Here is a 21795-nt window from a genome sequence, read left to right as displayed (position 1 = left end):
GTCACCCCCACGTTCCGCTGGGGTGGTAGCCGTGCGCGATCAGTTCCTCCAGGCAGGCTATGGGGGCGTGCGGTACGACCCGGCCGTCGGGCGTCTCGGCGAACACCTCGCTGGACAGGACGCGTCCGTCGACGCCGTTGACCTCACGGACGGAGGTGACCATGCGCTGGAGGCGGCCGCCGCTCTGGAAGTTGTTGCGGCGCTGGATGAAGACGACGAAGTTGACCGCGCCGGCGACCAGCATCTGGCTGGCCTCGATGGGCAGCCGCTCGGAGGCCTGCAACGCGTACGTGGAAATACGGTTGAAGACCTCGTGCGAGCTGTTGGCGTGGATCGTGGACAGCGAGCCGTCGTTGCCCTGCGACATCGCGTTGAGCATGGTCACGATCTCGTCGCCGAGCACCTCACCGACGATGACGCGGGAGGGGTTCATACGCAGGGAGCGGCGGACGAGTTCGGCCATGGAGATGGCGCCCTGTCCTTCGGAGTTGGGCAGCCGTTCCTCGAAGGCCACCACGTTGGGGTGGAGTTCGGGAAAGGTGTCGAGCCCGAGCTCCAGTGCGCGCTCCACCGTGATCAGACGCTCGTGCGGCGGGATCTCGTTGGCGAGGGCGCGCAGCAGCGTCGTCTTACCGGCGTTGGTGGCGCCCGCGATCATGATGTTCTTGCGGGCGCGGACCGCGCAGGCCAGGAAGTGGCCGAGCTCGGGGGTGAGGGTGCCGTTGCCGACGAGGTCGGAGATGAACACCTTGCCCATGCGGGCCCGGCGGATGGAGAGCGCCGGGCGCCGGGCGACGTCCATGACGGCGGACAGACGGGAACCGTCGGGCAGCCGCAGGTCGAGCTGCGGGTTGGCGGAGTCGAAGGGCCGGGAGGACAGACCGGAGTAGGCGCCGAGCACCTGGATCAGCTCGATGAGCTCCTCGTCGGTCTCGGCGACGGGATCGCCCCTGACCTCCCGCCCGTCGGAGTAGCCGACGAACACCTGGTCGCAGCCGTTGATGTCGATGTTCTCGACCTCGGGGTCGTCCAGCAGCGGCTGCAGCCGGCCGACGCCGAACAGCGCGGCGTGCACGGCGGCCGCGTACTGCTCCTCGGTCTCGGCGTCCAGCGGCGTACGGCCCGCGTTGATCTCGGTGCGGGCGTACTCCTCCAGGATCTGGGCGATGACCGCACGCGCGTACTGCCGCTCGTCCTCGGTGGACATCGGCGTGACGCCGTTGGCCTGGTCGAGGCGGCGTTGCTCGGCGATGCGGTCACCGGCGTCCTGCCGGAACCGCTTGACCAGCTGATGATCGACAGCGGTCATGCGCCGGCCCCCGCGTGGCCGGGCATCTGGCCGTGCTGCGGCTGGGTGGGTACGGACCAGGCGGCGCCGTACTGCTGGTACAGGTCGGCGGTGACCTTGCGGGCCGAGCGGATCAGCAGCGACTTGTCGAGGCGTCCGCGCTTGCGGCCGGCCAACTGGTCGGCTCCGGCCGGGTCGTCGGCGATGGTGCCGACGACGCGGGCACCGGTCTGGGCGTGGACGAGCATGTCGTTGACCTGGCCCGCGAGCTTGCCGGCGTTGTTCGGGTCGGCGACGAGGACGACACCGATGATCGGCATGCCGAGGTTGGCGGCGCCGCGCGGGCCGCCGTGCAGCTTGGCGGCGAGGGCGGCGGCCCGGTCGCGGACGCGGGCGATGGCCTCGGGCTCGGTGCGGGAGATCAGCAGGACGAGGGCCGCGTGCGGGAACAGCTCAACGGCCGGGGTGTCCCCGCTGATGCGGCCGCAGTCGGCGATGACGTCGGCGGGCGCGTTCGGGGAGTCGGCGAGCGAGGCGAAGGCGTGCCCGAGGGTGGGCCACAGCCCGGCGAGGCCGGCGGCCTGCTCGGCGATCCCGAGCCCGACGAGGACCTCCAGGCCACCGCTCAACGGCTGGACGTGGTCCCAGAGTTGGTCGGGCACGAGCCCGCGCCGCGCGGTGGCGGCTATGGACAGCATCCCGGTGTTCGGGTTGAGCGGTCCGCCGTGCGCGGCGGCGGACCGGTAGACCAGGTCGCCGCCGGCCGGGTCGGTCTCGGCGAGCAGGACGCGGCGCGGCCAGACCGCCGCGAGGGCGACGGCCGCGGTGGTGACGCCGGGGGAACCCTTGTCGGCGGCGAGGGCGATGAGGGCCATGGTGGTCTGCTGCCGCCTTCTAGTTGCCAGGGATGCGGACGACGGCGACCTCACCGGCGGACGCGGCCTGGGTGAGGGCGGCGGCGTCGGAGTCGTCGACGATGACCGTGATGGGCAGGCTGGTGCTGGTCACGACGTCACCGCTGCTGTCCTCCTTGACGTCACTGACCACGGCACGGTCGACCAGCAGGGAGTTTCCGCCCGTGGAGGAACCGCCGGCCGAGCCGGAGGAGCTGTCGCTGTTGCCGGAGGAGGAGGAGGTGCTGCCCACGCGGTACAGGGCGACGGTGTCGCCGGACTTCAGGCCGACCGGGTACTGACCCTCCTTCAGGGAGACACCGACGGTCGCCTTGCCCTGCTCCAGGCCGCTCTTCGTCGAGAACATCTGGCCGACGAGGACCGTGCCCGCGGGGAGGCTGGACTTGGCCTGGAGCTTCTCCAGGGAGGCCCGCTGGTTCCAGGGCACGAAGTCGGCGCCCGAGTCGTCGTTCACCATCACGGACTGGATCTTGTCGTCGGTGATGGACTCGCCGGCCCCGAGGTTGGACTTCAGCTGGATCACCTCGACCCGGTCACCGGCCTGCAGCACCAGCATGGTGGCGCCCAGCGCACCGACCAGGATGAGCAGCACCGCGAGCGCGGCCAGTGCCGGTTTGCGCTCGCGAGGCGGTGTGGGAAGCCGGTCACCGACCGACGGCTGAGCCGGAGCCGCGGAACGTCCTGCGCCCGCCCCCGTACGCTCTTGGATCTTCACGCAACCGCTCCCCGTACACCCAAGAATTTGTCTACCAATTGGGACACTTCACGCTTCTCGGTCCGCTGAACCGGCGCCTGAGCTGGCCGAATAGCCAGCGCCGAAGTGAGTGTCAAGCCATGGCACCGTATCAGCCGCACATAAGCCCCTCAAGGCGCGTCCGGCCCCCGGGACATCACCGGCCACACCGTTACCCATCTGCAACTTCGGCCGTGAGCAGCCCCGTTGGGCGGCCCACCGCATGCAGCTGGCCGGCTGTGCGGGAGCGAACCCGTCAGGGGGCCCGAAAGAGCGTCACCGACGGGATCCTCATCACCTTCCGGCCATGATGCCTGCACGATTCGCTCACGAAGCGGGGAGACCGCCGTGCCATGATCGTCGCTCGGTTCGGTGACCCGGATCCTTCTGTACGGGGGCATGGGTGGGTCCCACCTCGACGGCTGCACGACCGAATCGACAGCGGCACCGCCGAATCGACCGCCGCACCACCGAATCGGCATCCGACGACCAAGGAGTCCCCGCATGAAGCGAGCAGCCCTGGCCGCTGCCTCCGCCCTGTCCCTGACCGCCGTACTGACCGCCGTACTGACCGCCTGCTCCGGCGGCGAACCGGACGCGAAGCCGCAGAGCTCGCCCTCGTCCCGGCAGGCGAGGCAGCCGGCGCCTGCGGAGCGCCTCGCGAAGCTCATGGTCACGAAGACCGATCTCTCCGGCGACGAGGTGTCGAAGCCGACCACCGAGTACGCCTTCGCCAAGTCCCAGGACGACGTCACCCTCGACCAGGCCGCCTGCGCCCCACTGGCGTACGCGATGAACCAACTCCCCCTCGGCGCGCCGCAGGCCGACCTCACCCGCTACGTGGGAAACCCCAACAGCACGTACACGTACATCACTCTCTCGACATACGCGCCCGGCAAGGCGGAGGCGGCCGTGTCCGGCCTGTCGAAGGCGGTGGGGGCCTGCGGCGGCGGCTTCACGGCCAAGGCGAGCGGCGGCACCAGCACGTACGACTCGGTCACCGCCGAGAAGGCCCTGACGACCGGTGGCCTCGCCTTCCGCTCGACGCTGACCTTCCGGGGGGTCCAGCACACCCTGCACACCGAAGCCGTACGCCACGACGACGTCGTCGCGGTCTTCTTCTCGGTGGACGGCGCAGCCATCGCAGGCGGCAGGCCGAGCGACGCGAAGCTGCCGACGGCTGTCGTGAAGGCGCAGGAGGCGAAGCTGGGCTGAGCCCGGACCTGCCCGTACCGAGGCGAACCGGTCGCCTGCGCCGTTCGCGCGCCCACATACCGAGTACGCCCCCTTCGCGATACGGAACTCCAAGAGCGTCACAGCCGCACCAAGGGCGAGCAAACGCCGCCCCACGCACACCCCAAACACCCCCCATCCTTCCACCACGTCACCCCTTTGCCCGGGCCTCGGCGCCTAAGATCGCCACGGCGACCCCGGCTCCTTCGCGCACGTAAAGAGACACCACCGGGGCCGCCACCCGAACCTGCCGCGCCACCGCCCCGCATCGTGAGTGATACGTGAGTGACCTACGGCTCGAAGACACGGTCTTCGAGGACCTGAAGCGGACCTTCTCGACGATCAGCGACCGCATGGACGGCGCCCGCCGCACCCTGCGCGGCACGGACGGCTCGGTCGTCGGCGCTCCCCGACTCGTCGACGACGTGCACGACTTCGCCGACGACTGGGCCTACGGCATCAAGCAGCTCGGCAAGCACACCCAGAACGCCGTCAAGATGATCAACAAGATCGGCCAGACCTTCGACAAGCTGGACCTGGAACTGGCCGAGTCCTTGAAGGCGCCCAAGTCCTCCAAGTCCCCCACGTCCTCGAAGAAGGGGCACTGAGGACCGCCATGACCCGCCCTTCCTTCCCCCACATAGGCTGGGACCCCACCCCCGGCGACGTGGAGCAGACCCGCGAGCTGGCGAAGCGGCTCGGCGGTCTGGCGAGCGAACTCGGCACCGCCGTACGGGAGCTGGAGCGCATCGAGTGCGGCGCCTGGAAGGGCAAGACGGCCGTCGCCTTCAGCGAGCACATCTCCACCGACGTCACCCCGCTGATCAAGAAGAGCCACGACTCCTTCGACAAGGCCTCCCGCGCCCTGCACCGCTGGGCCGGCCAGCTCGCCGGCTTCCAGGACGAGGCCGACCGCCTGGAGAAGGAGGCCGGCGAGAAGCTCGACGCCAAGGCGAAGGCCAAGGAGGGCACCGACGAGTACGGCAAGGCCTCCGGCGACGTGAACGCCGTCACCCAGAAGGTCTACGACCTTCAGGACCGGTACCGGAAGGCCGCCGGCCTCATCGGCCGGGACCTCGACAAGGCGGCCGACATCGCGCCGGACGAGCCGGGGTTCTGGGACAAGCTGGGGCACGGGATCGCGGACGCGTGGGGCGCCACCGGCGAGTGGTTCAAGGAACACGCCGACCTGTTCAAGAAGATCGGCGACATCCTGAGCCTGGCGAGCGGCGTCCTGGGCATGCTGGCCATCATCACCGCCCCCTTCGAACCGCTCGGCGCGATCTTCGCCGCCGGGGCAATGATCGCCAGCGGCGCCGCACTGCTGTCGCACACGGTGGCCAAGGCGTCCGGCGCCGAGGTCGGCTGGACCGAGATCGGCTTCGACGCACTCGGCATCCTGCCGGGCGTCAAGGGCCTGACCGGCAGCGCCGAACTGGCCAAGGGCGCCGGCGCGGTGGCGCGGGCCGAGGAGCTGGGCGAGGGGTACCGCGGGGTGACCAGCATCGGCAAGTCGTTCGTGCTCTTCGGCTCGTACAAGGCCGTTCCCATGGTGAAGCTGGGCGAAGGGGGCAGCAGGCTGACACTGGCGGTGGAGAGCGGCCTGCAGAACTTCCGCAAGGGGCAGATCCTCGGCACGCAGGGCATCAACGCCATCGGTGCCAAGCTGCCGTTCGTCAAGAGCGCGGAGGCCATCGCCCCGATGAGCAGGGCGGGCCGCGCCCTGGACGCCACGATCAAGGGCGGCCTCAACGCGCTCAAGGTGCACACCATCGCGACGACGGACTACGGGAGCTGAGCCGCCATGTCCAGCACCGACACGTCGCCCCAGGTCCTGACCGTGCAGAGCGCCACCCTGCCGCCCATGGCCTTCCGCCTCCCGCCGGGCATGCACGCGATCGAGGTGTCACTGGACGCCGAGGAGCGCGCCGAGGCCGCGCAGCGCCTGGTCCGGGACATCTATCCGCACGGCTCGGAGCCGCTGTGGGGCACCATGGGCGCCCTGTACAGCGCCATGGCCGACGCGTTGCTGTCGGACGGGATCGCCTTCTTCGGGATCGGCCTGTACGCGATAGAGGACAGCGGCGGGGTCGCCCACTGCTCGCTCACCATCGCGGTGTGCGAGTCGGGTGACACGGCCCCGGACGTCGTCGCCCAGGGAATCCGGGCCGCGCTGCTGGGCGATCCGCTGCGTGAGGTGTCGTGGCTGGACCTGCCGTGCGGGCCGGCGGTCTCCGCGATCACGTTCCGCAAACTGCTGGTGGACGGCGCCTACACCGAGTCCGGGGCGGACGCGGAGCTGGTCATGGGGCAGATCCAGGTGCACATCCCGTTCCCGACCGGCCCCTACACCGCCGTGGTCACCCTCGACACCGCGTCCGTGGAACAGTGGGACGAGTTCTCGCAGGCCCTCGGGGGAATCGTGCGCTCGGTGGAGTTTCCCGCGCGTGAGCCCCTCGCGTCCGGGTCCCTTGCGGCTGAATCCCCCGCCTCCGAACCCCCTGCGCCCGGAGAGGTGACGTACTGATGGACTGGTATCCCAGCGCAGACGAGGACCTACTGCTCAGGACCTCGGCGAGGTTTGCGAGCGGCCTGTCGGTCGCGGTCGCGGGGTCACGGTGGTTCCGGGACCCGGAGCGCCGTGACATCCAGGGCGAACTCCCCGGCTGGCCCCCCGGCCCGGCCTACACCCTCCACTCCACGGGCGACCGTGCCGCACGCCGTACCGGCCGTGCCCTGCAGTTCGGCATCCCCTTCATCGCCAACCTCATCGCGAACATCGGAGGAGCCGCGGGTTCCCCCTTCGGCGGCGTGCCGGTGACCGGCAAGCCGGAGGAGCCGGAGAACGAGATCGAGGACTTCCCGGTGCTGTGGGCCGCGCCCGGCACCCTCGCCCGCACCGTCCCCTGGCAGCTCGACCCCGCCCGCCGCCCGAAGGGCTACACCACCGACCTCGTCCTGACCGACCGCCGCCTGCTGTTCCTGGGCACCCGGACGGGCACCTTGGACAAAGCCGACGTCCTGGCCGAGTTCCCGAGGGAGTCCATCGCCGGGGCGAGACAGATGACGTACAGCGAGGTCGAGGCCGACGTACGGCTGACCTTCGCCGACGGCTCCTGGATCCGCCTCTTCACGGGCAACCCGGACAATGCCAAGCGTCTGGAGCAGATCCTGTCCGGAACCGTCCAGGCCATCCCCGAGAGCGCACTCTCCGCCGGTCAGCGCAAGCGCGTGAGCCGTTTTGTGGGCGACCTCCCGGCCGGCGCACAACCCCCGACCTTCACCAGACTCCCCAGCGGAATCGTCCTGGTCGAGGCCCGCGTCCCGTCGAAGGCCGGCAAGGACCTCCACGACACGCACTCGATCCTGATGGGCCCCCAGGGAGAACGGGCCAAGGCACAGCCCGGCGATCTGTAGGGACCGGGACCGGCAACACCCGGAGCAGCCGCCAACAGCGCGGCCACGCGCGCGTTTTCGCATGAGCGAACCGCTCAGTAGAGTGCCGGGTGGCACAGCAGTCGGCGCGGCACGGGGGATGACATCAGTGCGCACGGTCATGGCATACGGCAAGGGCGGAACCGGAACCCGCCACTCGTTCCCCGCACGCGTGCTGCTCGCCCTCTGCGCGGTAGCCGCCCTGTTCGCAACCGCCACCACCCCGGCCCGGGCCGCCACCGACACCGCCACCCAGACCGCCCACCTCGCCGACCGCCTCCGCGCGAACCCGGTCTACGTCACCGACCAGCTCCCCCGCGAGATCCCCCGCTCCACGGCCCCGAAATTCGCCGAGCTGGCCAAGCGCACCGGCGTCCCGACCTACGTCATCGTCCTCCCCAGCCAGAGCACCCACGGCACCGGACTGCTCGCCGCGGTCCACGACCGGCTCGGCGAGGACGGACTGTACGTACTGATCGACGAGTCGACGGTCGCGGAGGCCTCGGCCTACGGAGTGCGCGCTCCCGCCGACGACGCCGCCACCGCCGTACTGTACGAACTCCCCTACGACGCGGGCCCGTTGCTCAGCTTCCAGCGCTTCGTCGAGGTCGTCGCGCAGGGCAGCGAGAAGGCCGCGGCGCGAGCGGAGGCGGCACGCGAGAAGTACGGCGACGGCGACGAAGAGCCCGCGGACATGTACATCGGGCCGAGCGACCGCCGCAACCAGTCGTTCCTCACCGGGATGCTGCTGACCGGCGTACCGCTGCTGATTCTGCTGCTCGTTCCGTACGTACGACGGTGGCGGCGCCGCCTGCCGGGCGCGGCCCGGAAGCAGACGACCACCGCCGCCGGGACACGGGCCGCCCCCGGGAAGTCCTCGCCGTCCCGCACTCGCGCGACCCGCTGGATCACCCCCGCGCTCGCCCTCACCGCCGCCGTCACGATCGCCGTGACCGCCACCCTCACCTTCGACCAGACCAGGTCGAGCGCCTCTCCCCCACCCCGGGCGGTGGACCTCAACGCCCGCATCGACCGGGTCGCGGCGGGCCTGGCCGAGGACCCCGTGTACGCGGACCCGGAGAGCCCCCGGGTCCTGGACGACCGTCAACTGACCCGGCTCCACGCCCGCATCCGCCATTTCGAGCAGTCCGCGGGCGGCGGGCCGGTCTTCGTCGCGCTCGTCCCCCAGCTCGCGGAGGACGAGTCGGCCGGCGACGAGGAGGCATTCGCCGCCGCGGTGCACGACAAGGTGGGCACGGACGGGGTGTACGTCGTCGCCGACCCGCTCGGCGGCTACATCGACGTCTTCAACTACGGCCTGCGGCTGGACAGCCTCGACCTCAACTTCGACCTGCCGGACTCCATCACCTACGGCGACGACCGTGCGGACGAGGCCGACGACCACCTCCTGGGCGAGCGCCTCGACTCCCTGATGACCGTCCTCGACAAGGCTCCCCGCACGGAGGAGCCGGACACCTTCGGCGCCCCGTACCCGGTGGACGACCCCATCGCCGAGGACGACCTCCCCCCGCTCTTCGCCACCGACTTCTGGCCGGGCCTGTTCATGGGTGTCCTCGCGGCCGCGCTGCTGTTCGGTCTGACGGCGGGCGTGCTGCGGTTCGTCCGGCGGGCCCTGCTGCGCCGCAACCCGGAGCCGCTGCCGACGGAGGCACTTCCGCTGGTGTCGCCGACGGAACCGTCGGAGTCGTATCTGCGGCAGACGGCGCGGACCGAACTCCTCACGCTGGCAGCAGAGTTCGGTGCGCAAGCCCGGGAAGGCTCCCGCGCCGGGGAAGGGTCCCTCCCCGGGGACCGCTTCGACGCGGCGCTGCTCCTCGTCGACGGGAACCCCGAGGCAGTCCGGCGGGTCACGGACCCCGCGACCCTGGTCACGGTCATCGTCCTCGCCCGAGCGGCCCGCCAGGCCCTCGCGGGCGACAAGAGAAACCTCTGCTGCGCCGTGAACCCCCTGCACGGCCCGGCCGTCTCCCGCCACCACCTGCGGGTCTCCGCCGAGGGCAACAGCAGGCGCCTGCTCCCGGTCTGCGCACTCTGCCGTGACACGGCCGTCGCCGAACCACGCGAGGTCCACCAGCGGTTCCTGACACTCCCCGCTCCCGGCGGCCAGGGGCCGGGGCGCGTCCCGTACGAGGAGTACGGCAGCCCGCTGTCCATCCTCCCCGCGGGAATCGCCCGGCTGGTCGACAGCGTGAGGGAGTCCGTCCATGTCCACTGAAGCGAGGCGCGTGGCCTCTGTCCTCCTGTCGCTGCTCCTGCTGACCCTCCCGAACGCGGCGGCGGCCCGGGCGGCGGACGGGCACTCCCCGAGCCCGGGTGAACGCATCGCGCACGCCCTGCGCAGGTCACCCGTCTACGTGGACGCGGCGTACACGGACGCCGTGCCGCCGCCCAGGCAACGACAACTCGCCGAGCAGATCGCGCGGACCGGCCTGCCCATCAAGGTCGTCCTCACCCCTCTCACCAAGGGCGACGACTTCAACGGCAACTCCGACAACCTGGCCGCGGTCGTCCACGACCGTCTGGACCTGCGCAACCTCATCCTCATCACGACGGACGGCGACTTCCCGGACTCGCTCGACGGCTACGAGTGGCCGGCCGACACCCACGAGACCCGCGACGCCGTGGCCGCGGCCGGCTTCCTGGACGAGACGCGGGACGCGGGCCTCGCGGACCTGACCGCGAAGGCGGTGGAACTCGTCGCGCAGGGGGACGGGACGCGGGTGTACGAGGAGGCGACGCGGGACCTGGACGGCCCGGCGCCTGAAAGGTCTCCGTCCGAGGGCACCCGTTGGTGGCTGTGGCCGCTCGCCGCCGTACCGCTGCTGGGACTCCTGACCCTTGTCGTCCTGCGAAGCCGCCGCCCCCGCAGGGCCGGCCTCTCCTCCCCGCACGTGGTGTTCGCCGCCGCCCGCGCCGCCGACGAGGCCGAGCTGCGTCGCCGGGCGGAGGCGGAGGTCCTGACCCTGGGCGAGGCCACCCGCTCGGCGAACTGCGCCGAAACCCCCGGCCTGGAACGGGCCCTCGACGCCTACGCCGCCGCCGGCACGGTCCTCGACGCGGCCCGCGGCATCCCGGACCTGGCAGGCGTCCTGGCGCTGGTGACGGAGGGCCACAACGCCCTGTCCTCCGCCCCTTCTCCCCTCCCCCTCTGCTTCTTCAACCCCCTGCACGGCCGCGCCACCGAACGCATCACCTGGCGCCCCCTGGGACACCGGGACCACCTGAACGTGGCGGCATGCCCCCAGTGCACCCACGCCGTGAACACCCGCCGCGCCCCGGAGGTCCTCACCGACAGGGCCGCCGACGGCCGCACCGTCCCGTACTTCGAGATTGCTGGGGAGCGGAGCGTGTGGGCGGGTACGGGGTATGGGTCGTTGCTCCGGGGTGGGGACAGTTTGGCGGGACGGGTGGGGCGGGGGGATTTCACGCGGGGCGTGAGCCGTGCGGCGCGACCCACGTGAAGTCACCCCTTTGCAGGAGCCGTTCGACTGAACGTGCGACAGACGAGCCTGCCGTCAGACCGTCACCTCCCGACGGTCCCCCAGTTCCGCAGCGGACGCGGCGGTTCGTCCGTTTGCACAGGCACCTGCACGGTCCTCGTCACGCGCTCGGCCCATACCAGCAGGACCAGGAGTCCAACACCAAGCAGCCCGAACACCAGACCGAAGCCGAGCGAGAACCACCCACTGCCGTCCCCCCGCCCCAACGACGCACCCCGGTGACGACACCAGCGCCGCCCATCAGCGCCGGCAGGACGCCGCATCGCCCGCTCAATGCCCCGTGACGCTGGGGAACGTGAGGCATGCCGACGACCTTCCTGGACAAGCTGGAGATCCTGCCGGCGAACACACCGCCCCGGTGCCGTACACGTCGGCGTATCCGGCCCCGTACGTGCCCCAGGTGCAGAACAACGCGATAGCGAAACGGAACCGCACAGCCATGAGCCCGGACGCCGCACACCATGCGCCCGGCCCTTCGTGTGCTTGAGCACGATCAGGACACAAGGCACCGCACAAGCACCACATACGCCCGAAATCACCCCGTTCACAGGCGAGTTCGCTCTGGCGAAACCGAGAACCTCACCGATAACGTCAGTGCTCTTGACTGATCCTTTGTCTCACGGGGAGTCCACTGTGAAGCGCCGCTCTTTGCCCGTAGCCGCCGCGCTCGCCGCGACCGCAGCCCTGCTACTGACGGCCTGCGGCGGCGAGGACGACAAGTCCAGCGACAACGACAAGATCGCCGGCGCGGAGCAGGGAGCGGAGACGCCGAAGGAGTCGGCGGCACCATCGGCGGCACCGGCTGAGGACAAGCCGGATGGTGTGGACGTGTCCCTGCCCGAGGACATGGACCTGGTCTTCGACTGGGACAAGCCGAAGGACAAGAACGAAGCGGAAGCGATGGACGACGCGGCCAACTTCCTCCGTGCCATCTACCGGGGCGTCGACAAGCGCACCACCAAAGACGCGGCCGTGACCGCCTACGCCACGGGCGAGGGGCTGCACTACGCAAAGACGCAGATCGATGCCTGGATCGAAGGCGGCTGGACCGCAACCGGCACACTCCGCCACTACGACGCCACCACACGGTCCGCCCCGAACGGCAAGTCTGTGGAGGTGGCCTTCTGCGCGGACTCGGGCAAGTTCTACGGCAGGGAAATCAAGACCAAGAAGATCCTCAAGACAAATCCCAGCATCGAGGACTTCGACTACTACAAGATCGTCATGGTCAAATCCCCCACGGGCGAGGGACTGTGGCAGGCATCCAAGGTGTTCGTCGAGACCAAGGCGGCGAAGTGCCAGTGAACGGATCACGACGCACACTCGTCGCTGCCGCAGCGCTGACGGCGGCCCTCAGCACCCTCGTCCTCACGGAATCCGCCTATGCAGCAAAGCCTGTGAGTTCCGGTAAGGGAGCCAGCACAGAGCAAAAGGGTGGCGGCGACGACACCGGCATCTACGCCGCCGCACGCATCCAGTACTCCGGAGCCGTCACCAAGGACGGCAGCACCGGAAACGTGACGTCCTCCGACGTCAACTGGACGCCACCCCCCTGCTGGTATGCCCCCTACCTCGGCGCCAAGGACTTCAAGAAGAAGATGTCCAAGAACATCGAGGACCAGCTGAACACACCCGGCATGGGTGGCAGCGCTGGCTCAGCGCTCGGCGAGCTGAAGCGCCACTACGAGGATGAGTACGGCTGGACCGACACCCCCGGCTACAAGGACTACAACGTCGAAAAGGACGGCGAGGGAATGTTCTGGGCCGGCGTCGAGAACCCCAACGAGCCGGACCCCCTCAAACGGACCTCATGCAACGACCTCCCCTTCTGGGTCGACAACGGCGAGGCTCCGCCACCCCAGTACGAAGAAGCCATCTCCCCGGAGATACTCGCCGCCCTCGCCTACCAGCACATGCAGCTTCCCGACACTGAAGTCACCCTCGCTCCCGAGGCCAACACCAAAGTGAACCTGCCCACTTGGGCCTGGCTCGACAAGGCCGTCTTCAGCGAGGTCCAGGCCACAGCGGCCATCAACGCCCCCGGCTTCAACATCCAGGCCACGACCACCGCCAAGCCGGTGTCCCTCAAACTGGAGCCGGGCACCGAGGACGCCGAGACCTACCCGGCCTCCGGCGAGTGCGCCATCAACGCCGACGGCTCCATCGGCGAGCCCTACGCCAAGGGCAAGGCCGACCGGACTCCGCCTTGTGGCATCAAGTACCTCCGCTCTTCCGGCAACGGCACATTCAAACTCCGCGCGACCATCACCTGGGACATCGCTTGGACCGGCACCGGAGGCGCAGGCGGCGACCTCCCGAACGGCACCTTCGGCAAGGACCAGGCCATCACCGTCCAGGAAATCCAAGCAGTCAACCGCTGATCAAACGCAGGGTGGCCAGTGGGCCAAGTCCGCCGGCCACCCGATGAAACCGGAACAGTACATGAGTGACCTGCGCCTCGAGGACACAATCTTCGAGCACCTGAAGAAGACATTCTCCTCCATCAGCGACCGTATGGAGGACGCCCGCCGCAGCCTGCGTGGCACGGACGCCTCAGCCGTCGGAGAGAGCCAGCTCGTCGAGGACGTACAGGATTTCGCCGATGAGTGGGGCTATGGCATCAAGCAGCTCGGCAAGCACACCCACGGCGCAGTGAAAATGATCAATAAGATCGGCGAAACGTTCGACGGCCTCGACCTTGAGCTGGCCCAGTCGCTCAAGGCGAAGAAGAAGGGCAAGTGACATGGCTGGTCAGCGGCCCTCCTTCCCTCACATAGGCTGGGACCCCACGCCGGGAAGCGTGGAGGACACCAGGGAACTCGCCAAACGACTCGGCAAGCTGGCAGGCGAACTGGGCACGGCGGTGCGCGAGCTGGAGCGGATCGAGTGCGGTGCGTGGAAGGGTAAGACCGCCCTCGCCTTCACCGAGTACATCGGCCAGGACGTCACCCCACTCGTTCGAAAGAGCCACGAATCGTTCGACAAGGCCGCGCGTGCGCTGCATCGCTGGGCGGGCGAGTTGCAAGACTTCCAGGACGAGGCGGACCGGCTCGAGAAGTCCGCCGGGGAGAAACTCGACGCCAAAGCAAAGGCCGAGGGAAAAGCCGAGGGCAAGGGCAGCAAGGAACTCGGCGAGGCCTCGAGCGCGGTGAACGAGGTCATTCAGAAGGTCCACGACCTCGAGGAGCGCTACAAGCGAGCCGCCGGCCAGATCAGCAAGGAGCTGGACAAGGCCGCCGACATCGCCCCCGACGAGCCCGGCTTCTGGGACAAGCTGGGCAAGGGGATCGCGGACGCCTGGGACGCCACCGGCGACTGGCTGAAGGAACACGCTGACCTGATCAAGATGATCGGCGACGTACTCAGCAACATCAGCGCGGTGCTGGGGATGCTGGCTATCGTCACTCTTCCGTTCCCTCCTCTCGCAGCCATCTTCGGCACGGCCGCACTCATCGGCAGCGGTCTCTCGCTGGCAGCCCATGGCATCGCCATGGCAGCCGGCGCGGATGTGAGTTGGATGACGCTCGGTACCGATGCGCTGGGGCTGCTGCCGGGCATCGGAATGTTCGGCAAGGGAGTCAAGGTCGCTGGTGCGACGGCCAAGGTAGCCAAGGGTGCCGCGGCGGCCAAGGTAGGCCTACTCGGCAAGGGATTCCAGGCCACGGAACTTGGCGCTTCGCGCATTCTGATGTCCATGGGAAAGGCTTCGAAGGATCTCGAAGGGGGGCTCGGCGTTGCCGGTTTGGTGAAGATCGGCGGCAAGTCGGACTTCGTGTACGAGGTCTCACATGCGAGCAGCGGCTTGGCGTCGCGCATGGGAGGCCTGGTCAGCGCGGGATACCACGAAGGACAGTGGCTCGGCACCAAGGGGATCAACACACTCACGAAGTGGAACGTGGATCCTCTGAGCGACATGGGCAGGGTCATCGACGGCAGCCTCAAGATCGCTCCCAAGGCCGTCACCAACTTCAAGGATGCCTTCTCCGGAGATTAGCCTGAGGACCCGGCATCGGTCCCGTGAGCGAGGAAGTGAATACGCAAATGAACATCTGGCAGCCCGAACCGGGTGAAACACTCCTTGCCCGCGCTCCCATCACGTTTGCAACCGGTGCTGCGACACGCGTCAGAGGCATGCGTTGGTTCCGCGACACGGACCGCAGCGACATCCAACACGAGTTGCCGGGCTGGCCCGAGGGCCCCTCTTTCACAGCCCGCTCGACGGGCGGCGTGGTCGCCGAGAAGTCTCTCAAGGGTGCTGCCACAGCTGTTGGCGTTGCCGTCATGGCCTTCCTCAGTTCGGCTGGGGGCAATATCAGTACCCCGTCCGATGACGCAGGCTCCGACACTCCCGACGACCCAGCGGACGAAGTCGAAGACTTTCCCGTCATCTGGGCGGCGCCCGGCACCATCGCCCGCACTCTGCCCTGGCAGCTGGATCCCGGTCGCTTCGACCAAAAGCATCATCGCACTCACGCGATCGTCACCGACCGCAGGCTGGTCATCGTCTGCCTTCCCTTCGACAAGAAACAATTCGAAGCGATTGACGATGAAGTCCTCTGGCAGTGCGCGCGTACCGATATCGATGGCATTGAGCTCAAGGACTTCAAGGACGGCACCGACTTCAAGGTCATCTTCGTGGATGGCTCGTGGTGCAGGCTGAGTTGCAAATGGCGTAGAAAGCTGACGCGGTACTTGGTGGAGCCTCCCGAGCTACTGTCACTCGAATCTCTGAGCCCAGCTCAAAGGGCGACCGTTTCGAACTATGCCGAAAAGGTACAGATGCCGAGTTCCACATCTCCCATTATCACCCGTAATTCATGCGGCCACTACAATGTGGACATTCTACTCCCGAGTCGGTTCACTTCAGCTTTCGGGGCCTCGGAGACGAGCCTCGTCATGGACTCCGACGGACAAGAAGTAGACGTCGAGGAATACCACCCCGAAGACTTCTGAAATGACACGTACAACTGACCTCACCGCACCGGTTCACCCGCCGTATCCGTCCACCGAACCTCCACCCATCTGGTTCCTTGCCCCCGAAGGGTTCTTCGCACTCCCCCTCGCCGCCAGCCCCGAGGAACGAGCAGATCGCGCTCAAGCCTTCGTACGTGAGCTCTACTCCCGTGGCGACGACACCATTTGGGAGCCCGCCGCTCCCTACTTCGCCGCGATGGCTGAACTCATGGGGGACACCGGCCTCTCTTACGCCGCGATGGGCCTGTTCTCCACGTCCGAGCAGGAGCCCACGCCGGAGGGTAGCGTGGTCAGGCAAGACGCCTCAGAAGGCGCGGCTCAGTGCGTATTCACCCTGGCTGCCATACCGACGGACCACGCCGGTGACGACACCGACGTGGTTGCCCAGGGCGTCTTCGCGACCCTCAGCAATGACCCCTACAACGAAGTGCACTGGCTCGACCTGCCTTGCGGTCCGGCCGTAGCATGCGTGACGTGGCGTCAGTTCAAGATCAACCCGAATGTGACAGCGAAGGGCGAGCCGACAGACCTCGTCACCGCCCAAATCCAGGTTCATGTTCCGTTTCCGACCGGTCCGTTCACGGCCGTCTTCACGCTCTTCACGGCATATGTTGATCAGTGGGCCGAGTTCACCGAGATGATGGGGGCAATCATGCAGACGGTCTCCTTCGTCGATCCTGCCGAAGCACTTTCCATGGACTCGTCCAGGGAACCGCACGAAGAGTCCTGACGGAGTCAGGAGAAAGGGGGATGCTGTCCCGACTGCGATTGCACAACGTTGCTCAGCGTCACCGGTGCCGGCCACCACCTGCTCGCCGCGGGAGAGCCCGTGCGCTCACGCCGCCGCGGACGTCGCCCCCGCTCCCTGCGCCATACTCTCGGTCCCACCGACTCTGCCGGACGCCGCCCCACGTGCCCATCACCACGGCTGCGAAGAAGAAGGCAGTGAGGAGGCCTCCGTACGACGTGGTGCGCACCTCCTTGGTCGGGCTGGCAACGCCCTCAGGGTCGTATCGCACGCGCAGCTCGTCACCCTCCGACACCCAGGCCCGGCATCCCTCGCCCTCCGAGAGATCGGGTGAGATCTCACGACCATTGGTGGCCCGCAGGGCACAGTAATCGGTCTTGCCAGTGCGCTTGTCCACAACCACTGCGTCCGTCCACTCGCCCCGCTCCGCCAGCGCCGACTGATCCCCTGCGAACTTGCCCAGGATGCCGAGTGCCACTCCGGCGACCAGTGGAACGATGCACTGCCACGCGACCTTCCGCTGCTTCCTCGGAATCCTTCGCAACACCAAGACCGGCACCAAAACCGATGCCAGCGGCAGCACAAGCCAAGCGAGAAGCGAAGCGGCTGCACGGAGCGGCCCCCACAGCGGCACCACGGGACTGAGCCAGGCAAGCCCCAGCGAACCGCCGGCGCACACCAGGCTGAACAGCAACCACCGGAAGACGTCCGCCCGCCACCAGGCATCCTCACGGGCCAGCCCCACCGTCGCATCGGCTCCGGACATGTTCTCTGACACTTCCCTCTTTGCCCCTTCGGCTCCATCAGTGCCGAACTCGACCTGGCTTGCCGGACGTTCCCGATCTGAACTCAGCTCCAGTGCAACGTGTCCGCCACCGTGTCGAAAAGCCCCACCATCTGCCGTGCCAGCGGGTCCAACGGCGTGGAGAACGAGAGGATCAGCCACTCGTCAGTCGCCGGTACAGGGACGTAGAACTTGACGGTCGTCGTGGGTAGTTCGTTTCCCAGCTGTGTGCTGGGGGACGCTGCTTCGGAACGGAGCTCCCGGACCGCCCTGCCAGCGGCCGAGAGGGAGACTACTGTGGCCTCCGCCCCACGTCGGCTGAGGGTTTCCGCGACCGTGTGGACGTCGGAGGAGGATGGCATCGTCCCCGGCATGGGGAAGCTGACCAGCAGCGAAGAGGAGAGCGGCAGAGGTCCGATCCGTAGCGTCGACAGGTAAAGCTCGATACCGCCGGCCTGGTAGGCGTCCTTCGCCGTCTTCTGCAGTTCGCGCATCACCTGCTCCTTGAGGAGAGGAGCGTTGTCGATGCCGTGGAACTGGTGTTCTGCCAAGGCGATGATGCTGCGGTCGCGGTGTTCAGGATCGAGCGACAGCTTGAACCAGCCTTCCGGAACGACCAGGTTGTAGTCCTTAGGTGGTGCAGGTTGGTCCTCGGCCTGCCAGAGGTCAGGCATCGGGGTTTCCCCCTTCCTGAATCGGGTTGCCCTCGGCGTCGAGTGGGACGTGACGCAGGGTCGGAATCAACCGATCGGCCATTGCTGTGAGTTGGTCGCTGTGTTCCATGGCGCTCCAGGTCATCGTCGCCAAGAGGACATCGGAGCTGTGCGGGACCAGAAGGCCGTACGAGACGCTCTCCGAGAGTCTCTTACCGAATCCCAGAAGGCCCTTGGACTGGTACATGGCCTGCAGTCGGACAGCCGGTCCGGCGGGGAGATCTACCCGGCTGGCCTGCGGCTCCCCCACGATTTCCTTGTGGCCGAGCAGCCTGCTCTCGACCTCGTCCAACGAGAGTACGACCCCGTCCTCGCCGAAGATCTGGACGTCGAAAGTGGCGTAGTTGGCACCACCCACCGCGAAGTAGGCCGCCGCGAGGACCGAATGCGTTTTCTCTGCGGCCCGCGCCAGCGAGATCAGTTCCTTCTCGATGGATTCCCTGGAGGCCACAAGATCCAGGGGGTTGAAGGAATTCACGGTCTCCCGAGCCCAGACGGCCTTTTCGGCGGAGTTCAGCTCGATCGCGGACGTCAGATCGACCCAGCCGTCCGGAAAATCGAATCGACAGGTCCAATCGTCGATTTCAATCGCCATGCCGATCTCCTAGAACGCGGGTCGAGTGTTTTCATCGAGGTAAATGTTGCCACCGGTCACAGCATATCCGATACCGGTCAGGATGTTGACAGTGTTCTTGACGCCGTTCAGACCTGAAATTTCAGGGAAGCTGGCCGCCATAGGCTTGATCGACTTGAGGCTGGAGGCGACCTCAGCGTCTACCAAGGAGACCGACTTCAGCAATCCGCCGTTACTCGCGACACCCTCTTTCGCACCCCGCCAACTGTTCATACTGAACACCGTTCTGGCGTTGTCGGCAAATCCCTTCCAGCCGCCCTTCGTGAAGAGCTCGGCGAAAGGACTGACCATCGTCTTGCCGAATTCCTTCGGCGCCATCGACACGGTCTTCAGGAAGCTTTGCCCACCGAGCTTGTTCAACTTCTGACGGTTCCGCTTGTAGGCCGCACCGACTCCCGGCGTCTTGCTCGACTTCAGACCATTGAGCCGTTTGAGCACGCTTCCTGCGTACTTCCCGGCGATCTTGGAGAAGGCCTTGCCGACCCCGATCATTAGAAAGCCGAGCGCCGCCTCACCCAGGTCCATGAGGTCGGCATTGCCACGCAGATAAAGAACGGCCGTACAGATGAACCCGACCAGTGACATGACAAGGGCGATGGTGCCGAGGATGCCTGCCAGAGCCTGCCCGATCACCGGGATCCAGCCAACCAACAGGGACAGCACCCCGCACACAGTAGCGATGATGCCAGTGATGTTCGCGATGTCATCGAGGAGGCTGTCCCAGAACCCGTCCTTCAGAGCATCGTCCGAGATCACCTCGTCAATCGCGTCGCATGCCCGCTTGGCCGCGGCGTCTCGGATGCGCTGCGCTTCCTCGATCTTCTCCTGGGCCGCCTTCACCACATCGTCTGCGGACTTCTGCCGGTCCTCAAGCTCCTTTTTCTTCGAATCATCTTCCGCGTCGGCCAACCTCATCCCGGCGTCGCGTTTGTCGTTCTCCGCTGTCTGCGCCTCTTTGAGGGCCGCATCGGCAATCTCCTGCGCCCGGTTCAGATCTGAGGCGTAGTCCTTGGCCGGAGCATGGACCTTGTCCGCATAGCCACCGCCGACGTCGACGACCTTGTCACCGAGTGCGGCCGCTGCGGTGGCGTATCGCTTACGTGCCGCGTCGAGCTTTCCCTGGCAACTTTCTGCACGCTTACGGAACTCCCGCCCCGCGTCGCTGTCCCAGGAATCGATTTCGGAAATCGCCTTGAGGTTCTTTACCTGACGCTCGAGCTCCTCAGCAGTCTTCTTGAGTTTCTTCCCGAGGTTCGCCACCCTGTCCGGATCTCCGGGAACGGGGTCGAAGTAGCATAATGGCGACCAGTTTCGAGGCCGTGCCCCCACAACGGCTCACTTACCCTTCTTGCTAGAACCCTGGGCCTCTCGGAGCACCTTAGCCAACTCGTGGTCCATCTCACTGTAGGCTTTTGCGGCCGCCAACGCGTACTCCGATAGGAATTTGAGCTCCTCCTGAAGCTTGTCCCGATTCAGGTTCCAGTTCGACTCGAAGTCCTCGATCTTGTCGGACAAGCCTCCGTGCCCGAAATCTTCGCCATATGCTTCCACGATGTCCGGGAGGCCCTCGAAAGCCTTTTGGATCCTCCCGAGGCCTCTGCCCATCTCCCGGATGACCTCGAGGTCGTCGATCCGTGCGCGGTCAGCCACGAGCCACCCCTGCCAGCCCATTACTAATCATGTGCGTCCCCCGATTAGCGGAGGGCGCTACGCACCCCACCGCACTCAGCAATGCGAACTTCCGTAACTTTACTAATCCTTGGCACGCCGTGCCAACTGGTCATCCGGGCCCGTCCAGCTTCCAGAGCTCTATCGGACAGGCTGTGCCTACGGTCTTCACGGCGCCTCTGAACTCCCCACAGGTCCCAGCGGCCCGCTTGGCGTTCCCATCTGACTTCGGACCGCTTCGCAATCCACTCACAAAACGAACCAACTCACAGCAGCCCAATAAGCCCCGGCATCTACCACTCGCGCGCATTCCACTGAAGCGGACTCGGAGCCCCGCCGAACCGTCTGCGCCTGGCGGGCATATGGCACGGGTCCACCAAGGGCTCGCAGTCGCTCCGGAGCCGACGTCGCAGCACAACGGTCAGCGACGCCCTATCGCCCATGCGTCGCGCGGCTCTTCCCCTTCCCCTTCTTCCGAAGCCTCCGCACCCGTTCACGCTCCCGCGCCGCATACACCTCGCGCCTCGCCCTGTCCCAGCGGTAGAAAAGCCACCCCACCGCGCCGGCGCCGACCACGTATGCCAGGAAGGCACTACCTGTACCGGGGAGGTAGGCGCAACTTGCGTCGTAAGAGCGGCAGTTCTTACCGGGGAGTGAGCCCAGAAGATAGAAGAACGGACCGAATGCTGCCACGCAGCACACGGCCGTGCCGACGGCCCGCAACGCGCGGGCCAGACCCGCACCTCCCGGCGCTCCAGCCCCGCACCGCAGCGCGCCGATCGCCCCGAAGACGGTGATCAGCCCAAGCGCACCGCCCATTGTCCAGGAGCCACCTGGCAGATCCACCAGTGTGGGTGCGGTCTCGCGCGCGAACCGCTTCCACAGGCCCATAACCAGCAGAAGCACGGCCAGGGTCACCACCAGGACGACAACTGCCCCGGCTATTCCGAAACCGTCCCGTGCGCGGAACTGATTCCCGGCCCCTCTTACCGGCTCTTCGCCGACCTGATTCCCCACCTGTCGGCCCCTCCCTCTCACGGCCCCATGTTGTTACGGCCCTATGGACGTGTGGACCCTGCCTACGGTGTCTCGTGCTCCCCTTAGTACGAGAACCGCCTCGGGAGCGTGCTCAAGCCGCGGGGGCCAAAGC

21 protein-coding genes are annotated in these 21795 nt (G+C 67.3%); 13 read left to right on the top strand and 8 right to left on the bottom strand.

The features are described from left to right. Position 1: 1 nt before the first annotated feature. From NW895_RS00865 to NW895_RS00855, 3 genes are read right to left on the bottom strand one after another with little or no spacing between them, the layout of a single operon-like run. Entirely contained in the window at positions 2 to 1309 is a 1308-nt protein-coding gene (locus NW895_RS00865; RefSeq protein WP_289933037.1) for an ATPase, T2SS/T4P/T4SS family, read from the bottom strand. Continuing rightward, on the bottom strand, positions 1306 to 2163 hold the full coding sequence (locus NW895_RS00860; protein ID WP_289933036.1) for a hypothetical protein: 858 nt from the start codon (positions 2161 to 2163) through the stop codon (positions 1306 to 1308). The genes NW895_RS00865 and NW895_RS00860 overlap by 4 nt, the downstream gene beginning before the upstream one ends. Before the next feature lie 19 nt (positions 2164 to 2182). Beyond that, the gene (locus tag NW895_RS00855) at positions 2183 to 2917 is read right to left on the bottom strand and encodes a hypothetical protein (RefSeq protein ID WP_289933035.1); all 735 of its coding nucleotides are present in this window, start codon (positions 2915 to 2917) and stop codon (positions 2183 to 2185) included. A 522-nt stretch (positions 2918 to 3439) separates the two neighbouring features. Here NW895_RS00855 and NW895_RS00850 point away from each other — a divergent pair. From NW895_RS00850 to NW895_RS00790, 13 genes are all read left to right on the top strand, one after another. After that, the gene (locus NW895_RS00850; protein WP_289933034.1) at positions 3440 to 4150 is read left to right on the top strand and encodes a hypothetical protein; all 711 of its coding nucleotides are present in this window, start codon (positions 3440 to 3442) and stop codon (positions 4148 to 4150) included. Between the two features lie 299 nt (positions 4151 to 4449). Next, positions 4450 to 4776 carry a hypothetical protein gene (locus NW895_RS00845; RefSeq protein WP_289933033.1) on the top strand — a complete coding sequence of 109 codons (327 nt, stop codon included), beginning with the start codon at positions 4450 to 4452 and terminating at the stop codon, positions 4774 to 4776. An 8-nt stretch (positions 4777 to 4784) separates the two neighbouring features. Next, positions 4785 to 5966 (top strand): putative T7SS-secreted protein, encoded by a 1182-nt coding sequence (locus NW895_RS00840; RefSeq protein ID WP_289933032.1) that lies wholly within the window; start codon positions 4785 to 4787, stop codon positions 5964 to 5966. Between the two features lie 6 nt (positions 5967 to 5972). Then, the gene (locus NW895_RS00835) at positions 5973 to 6695 is read left to right on the top strand and encodes a hypothetical protein (RefSeq protein ID WP_289933031.1); all 723 of its coding nucleotides are present in this window, start codon (positions 5973 to 5975) and stop codon (positions 6693 to 6695) included. Continuing rightward, the gene (locus NW895_RS00830) at positions 6695 to 7585 is read left to right on the top strand and encodes a hypothetical protein (protein WP_289933030.1); all 891 of its coding nucleotides are present in this window, start codon (positions 6695 to 6697) and stop codon (positions 7583 to 7585) included. Before NW895_RS00835 ends, NW895_RS00830 begins: the two co-directional genes overlap by 1 nt. 127 nt (positions 7586 to 7712) lie before the next feature. Then, entirely contained in the window at positions 7713 to 9839 is a 2127-nt protein-coding gene (locus tag NW895_RS00825; RefSeq protein ID WP_354670057.1) for a hypothetical protein, read from the top strand. Continuing rightward, the gene (locus NW895_RS00820) at positions 9829 to 11085 is read left to right on the top strand and encodes a hypothetical protein (RefSeq protein ID WP_289933029.1); all 1257 of its coding nucleotides are present in this window, start codon (positions 9829 to 9831) and stop codon (positions 11083 to 11085) included. Before NW895_RS00825 ends, NW895_RS00820 begins: the two co-directional genes overlap by 11 nt. A gap of 672 nt (positions 11086 to 11757) precedes the next feature. After that, positions 11758 to 12429: a hypothetical protein gene (locus NW895_RS00815; RefSeq protein WP_289933028.1), complete on the top strand. Its 672-nt coding sequence runs from the start codon at positions 11758 to 11760 to the stop codon at positions 12427 to 12429. After that, the gene (locus NW895_RS00810) at positions 12426 to 13505 is read left to right on the top strand and encodes a hypothetical protein (protein ID WP_289933027.1); all 1080 of its coding nucleotides are present in this window, start codon (positions 12426 to 12428) and stop codon (positions 13503 to 13505) included. Before NW895_RS00815 ends, NW895_RS00810 begins: the two co-directional genes overlap by 4 nt. Before the next feature lie 61 nt (positions 13506 to 13566). Beyond that, a complete protein-coding gene (locus tag NW895_RS00805; RefSeq protein WP_289933026.1) occupies positions 13567 to 13866 on the top strand; it encodes a hypothetical protein in 300 nt (99 codons plus the stop codon). 1 nt (position 13867) lies between these two features. Then, positions 13868 to 15118 carry an enoyl-CoA hydratase/isomerase family protein gene (locus tag NW895_RS00800; protein ID WP_289933025.1) on the top strand — a complete coding sequence of 417 codons (1251 nt, stop codon included), beginning with the start codon at positions 13868 to 13870 and terminating at the stop codon, positions 15116 to 15118. Between the two features lie 23 nt (positions 15119 to 15141). Continuing rightward, positions 15142 to 16077: a hypothetical protein gene (locus NW895_RS00795; RefSeq protein WP_289933024.1), complete on the top strand. Its 936-nt coding sequence runs from the start codon at positions 15142 to 15144 to the stop codon at positions 16075 to 16077. A gap of 1 nt (position 16078) precedes the next feature. Next, positions 16079 to 16828 carry a hypothetical protein gene (locus tag NW895_RS00790; protein ID WP_289933023.1) on the top strand — a complete coding sequence of 250 codons (750 nt, stop codon included), beginning with the start codon at positions 16079 to 16081 and terminating at the stop codon, positions 16826 to 16828. Positions 16829 to 16886: 58 nt separating this feature from the next. Here the strand turns inward: NW895_RS00790 and NW895_RS00785 are convergent, their stop codons facing one another. The 5 genes from NW895_RS00785 to NW895_RS00765 all read right to left on the bottom strand — a co-directional run bounded on the left by NW895_RS00785 (position 16887) and on the right by NW895_RS00765 (position 20627). Continuing rightward, positions 16887 to 17624, bottom strand: a complete 738-nt coding sequence (locus tag NW895_RS00785) for a hypothetical protein (RefSeq protein ID WP_289933022.1) — start codon at positions 17622 to 17624, stop codon at positions 16887 to 16889. Positions 17625 to 17695: 71 nt separating this feature from the next. After that, positions 17696 to 18304 (bottom strand): hypothetical protein, encoded by a 609-nt coding sequence (locus tag NW895_RS00780; protein WP_289933021.1) that lies wholly within the window; start codon positions 18302 to 18304, stop codon positions 17696 to 17698. Beyond that, positions 18297 to 18938, bottom strand: a complete 642-nt coding sequence (locus NW895_RS00775) for a hypothetical protein (protein WP_289933020.1) — start codon at positions 18936 to 18938, stop codon at positions 18297 to 18299. The genes NW895_RS00780 and NW895_RS00775 overlap by 8 nt, the downstream gene beginning before the upstream one ends. Positions 18939 to 18947: 9 nt before the next feature. Further along, a complete protein-coding gene (locus NW895_RS00770; protein ID WP_289933019.1) occupies positions 18948 to 20237 on the bottom strand; it encodes a hypothetical protein in 1290 nt (429 codons plus the stop codon). A 75-nt stretch (positions 20238 to 20312) separates the two neighbouring features. Next, positions 20313 to 20627 (bottom strand): hypothetical protein, encoded by a 315-nt coding sequence (locus tag NW895_RS00765; protein WP_289933018.1) that lies wholly within the window; start codon positions 20625 to 20627, stop codon positions 20313 to 20315. Between the last annotated feature and the right edge of the window lie 1168 nt (positions 20628 to 21795).

Origin of the sequence: Streptomyces sp. S.PNR 29 (genome assembly GCF_030386795.1) — a bacterium.
Classification (GTDB): domain Bacteria; phylum Actinomycetota; class Actinomycetes; order Streptomycetales; family Streptomycetaceae; genus Streptomyces.
The sequence above is the reverse complement of the archived record's forward strand: the minus strand, read 5'-3'. Positions and strand labels throughout refer to the sequence as shown.